The sequence below is a fragment of the Corallococcus exercitus genome, from assembly GCF_003611585.1.
In the GTDB taxonomy this organism is placed as follows: Bacteria; Myxococcota; Myxococcia; order Myxococcales; family Myxococcaceae; genus Corallococcus; species Corallococcus exercitus.
Genome location: NZ_RAVW01000642.1, coordinates 1 through 3601, shown reverse-complemented (window position 1 = coordinate 3601; position 3601 = coordinate 1). Strand labels below are relative to the sequence as shown.

Here is a 3601-nt window from a genome sequence, read left to right as displayed (position 1 = left end):
CCCCGCCCACCGCGCCGCTGGCCCAGCCCGTCCTGCGCGTCTTCTGCGCGGCGCCGGGCCAGTCCCTGCGCGAGCTGCGCACCGGCACGGCGTGCACCCCGGGCGCCACGCTCGCCTTCGCGGCGGGTGCCCGTCCGCCCTACACCCACGTCGCGGTGCGCGTTCGCGCCGGCGGCCACGAAGAGGTCAGCGGCCCCTTCCCGCTCAGCGGCAAGGCCGGCGAGGAGCGCCCCCTGGAGCTGACGGTCGCGCTGCCCCCGGCGTCCGATATGGCGGAGATCACCGCGACGTTCTCCGAGCACCCGGACGCCACCCTGGCGGCCTTGCGCGACGGGACGACGGAGGGGGTGGTGGTGCTCAGGCAGGAGGTCCGGGTAAAGGATTCTCCATGAAGAAGCTGGAAGTGCTCCTGGGAGCGGCCCTGCTGGTTGCGGCTCCGGAGGCATTCGCGGACACCGTCCGGCGCGCGCTCGTCATCGCCCACAACGGCAGTGACGACCCGGCGCTCGCGCCGCTGCGCTACGCGGACGACGACGGCGTGCTGTGGGCGGAGACGCTCAAGCGGCTGGGCGTGGAGACCACGCTGCTGGTGGATCCGGACGAGCCCACGCGCAAGGGCGGCAGCCTGGTGCTGAAGGACGCGCGAGCCCCCACGCACGCCGCGGTGGAGCAGGCGGTGAAGCACCTGCAGGCGGCGGCGCTCGCGGACCACGCGGCGGGCCGCCAGACGGACGTGCTCATCGTCTACGTGGGCCACGGCAACACGGACGACGCGGGCCGCGCCTACTTCACGCTCGCCGACGCGCGCCTGGACCGGACCAGCCTCTACGCGGAGGTCGTGGATCCGCTGGGCGCGGACTACGTGCACGTCATCGCGGATGCGTGCCGCGCCTCCGGCGTGGTGGGCAGCCGCGGTGGCACGCCCGACGCGGCGGTGCTGGCGGAGCTGCGCGGGGTGCTCGCGCGCGAGCAACTGGCGTCGCGCCCGCACGTGGGCGCCCTCTTCGCGGAGAGCGAGGACGGGGAGACGCACGAGTGGTCCCGCATCCGCGCGGGCGTCTTCAGCCACGTGGCGCGCTCCGGCCTGCTGGGCGGCGCGGACATCAACGGCGACGGGCAGGTGGAGTACAGCGAGCTGGCCGCGTTCGTGGCCGCCTCGCTGCACGGCGTGAAGGGCATGCCCGCGCGCCTGTCCGTCAACGCCTTCGCGCCCACGGCCGAGCCCCGCCGCCCGCTGGTGGGCCCCGCTCCGGAGGGCCCCTCCGTCACCTTCCCCGCGGGCTTCGAGTACGCGCGCCTCTCCGTGGAGGACGCGGACGGCCAGCGGCTGGTGGACGTGCGGCGCTCGCCGCAGCAGTGGACGCAGATCCTCCTGCCGCTGCGCGACGTGTACTGGGTGCGCGCGCCGAACGCGGAGGCGCGCGTCACGCTGGCGCAGCTGTCCTCGGGCACGCCGGAGCTGCATCCGCGCGAATTGCAGGAGCGAGGTCCCGCGGAGGAGGCGCTCCGCCGGGGCCTGTTCGCCGTGCCGCTGGACCGGTCCTTCTACGATGAGTACGTGGCCGCCGTGGGGCTGGTGCCGGTGGACTTCCGCACGCCCTTCCAGCCGCCCGTCATCGGCGGGGCCCACTCTCCGCTGGCCGTGGCGGCGCCGTCCGACTGGACGTCGAAGCTGGAGCTGGGCCTGGGCGCGGGGCGCTCGCCGCTGGGGCTGGCGAAGTTCGCCACCGGGCCCAGCCTGTCGTGGCGCACGCCGTCGTCATCGCTGCACCTGCTCTACTACGGCGTGCGCGGGGCGTACGGCGTGACGCCGCTGGCGGCCCGCGACGGCATCCGGCTGCACCGCTTCACGGTGGAGGGCCTGCTGGGGTTGCAGGCCCCGGCGAGCACGCCGCTGTTCGCGGAGGTGGGGTTGGGCTGGGGGCTGTTGGGCCTCACGGCGCCGGGCTTCCGGCAGGCGGACCCCGCGCTGCTCACCGGCCACGTGGCCGCGGGCGTGACGGGGCGGCTTGGGGGCATGCCGCTGCGGCTGTCAGCCCAGGTGGGCCTGGACCGCGTCACCGCCAACGGCCGGACCGGGATGGATCCGCAGTACGGCCTGGAAGTCTCCCTTCGGCGCTAGCGGACGCGGGCCGTCGGGCCCGGCCGTGTCCGCGCGCGGGTGCGCTGATGTCGCGCCCGCAAGCGCCAACCTCGAGCCCTGACGGTCCTCCCGTGTCCCGTTCCTTCCTCGCGCACACCGCGCTGTCGAGCGCCGCCGTGGCCGCGGTCCTGCTGACCGGCTGCGACCCCATCTGCACGGATGGGGTCTCCCGCCCCGGGCAGGGCAAGGTGACCCGGAACGCCGCCGGCACCTGCGTGCAGCTGGTGACGTTCAGCCCTGACGCCGGGGCCGAGGGCGGCCCCGATGGAGGCGAGTTCCCCGACGCCAGCACGGACTGGGGGGAGTGCGGTGGCACCGCGCCGGGCTGGACCACGCGGGTGCTGGACGAAGGCGTGGACAGCGTCACCGAGGCGTTCGTCTTCGACGCGCGGGGCGTGGGGCACTACGCCTATTCAAAGGGCACCCACGTCTACGTGGGCACGACCCTGCCGGAGGGAGGACCGGTGCAGGCGGGCGACGTGTGGGCCGCCTACTCCACGCACATGGCGGTGGGCGCGGATGGCACGCACCACCTGCTGGTCCAGCAGCAGGACTCCGTTGCCTACGCCCACGACACGGGAGGCGTCTGGCGGTCGGAAGTGGTGGGCAAGGGCTGGGCCGCTGCCATCGCGCTCGACGCCCAGGGCGCACCGCACCTGCTCATCGGGCAGACCACCGCGGCCCAGGGCTACCTGCACGGCACCCGCACCGCGGAGGGGACCTGGACCCTGACCCCACTGGAGACGGCGGGGGGACGGGGCGAGCGCGAGCGGATGAAGCTGGACGCGGCGGGCCACCTCCACGCCGTCTTCCTGCGTGCGCAGGGTGCGCTCAGCCAGGTCGTGTACGCCACCGACATGTCGGGGACGTGGACCGTCGAGCCGCTGGACTTCTGGGTTCCCATGAACTCGCCCCTCCTCCGGGTGGCGCTCGAGCTGGATGCGGCCGGCCATCCCCGACTGCTGGCCTCCACGGAGCAGGGCGCCTGGCTGTGGGTGAAGGACGGCGGCACCTGGACGCGGCAGGGACTGGGGGCGTTCCTGAGCCGGGGCCCCGCGCTGGCAATGGGCCCCGGGAACCTGTCGTGGGCCCTGCTGGATGACGCGGAGACGTACGCGGCGGACAACGGAAGTCCCAGCCAGTTGGTGGTGAAGTCGCTGTACGGCCAGAGCCCCGTCGGTTCGACGGCGCCACTCACCGTGGAGTCGCTTGATGGCGGCACCGCCTTCCCCAGCAACTCCGCGGTGCATGTCGATGCCCAGGACCGGATCCAGGTGGGCTTCACCTACGTGCACTACCACCGCCCCCCGGACGGCGGCACGGTGACGACGCGCGGCCTGCGCTACGCGCGCTACTGCCCGTAGGCCCTCGCGGGAAGCGAGCGGTTGCGGGGTGTGGAAGCCGGCGCCTACAGTCGCCGCGCCTTGAGCGAGTCCGTCCCCTCCCTGAGTCCCCCGC

At 74.3% G+C, this 3601-nt stretch carries 2 protein-coding genes and 1 pseudogene; all 3 read left to right on the top strand.

All coding sequences use genetic code 11. From position 1 onward, the window contains the following. Positions 1-392 (top strand): annotated as a pseudogene (locus D7W79_RS40170) (hypothetical protein); the annotation flags it as partial. After that, the gene (locus D7W79_RS40165) at positions 389-2122 is read left to right on the top strand and encodes a caspase family protein (protein WP_120530490.1); all 1734 of its coding nucleotides are present in this window, start codon (positions 389-391) and stop codon (positions 2120-2122) included. The pseudogene D7W79_RS40170 and the gene D7W79_RS40165, both read left to right, overlap by 4 nt. Before the next feature lie 92 nt (positions 2123-2214). After that, entirely contained in the window at positions 2215-3507 is a 1293-nt protein-coding gene (locus D7W79_RS40160; protein WP_120530489.1) for a hypothetical protein, read from the top strand. The last annotated feature ends 94 nt before the right edge of the window (positions 3508-3601 follow it).

Bases quoted from the DNA above. Each gene is read 5' to 3' on its own strand.
- D7W79_RS40165 (WP_120530490.1), top strand. From the start codon at position 389: ATGAAGAAGCTGGAAGTGCTCCTGGGAGCGGCCCTGCTGGTTGCGGCT.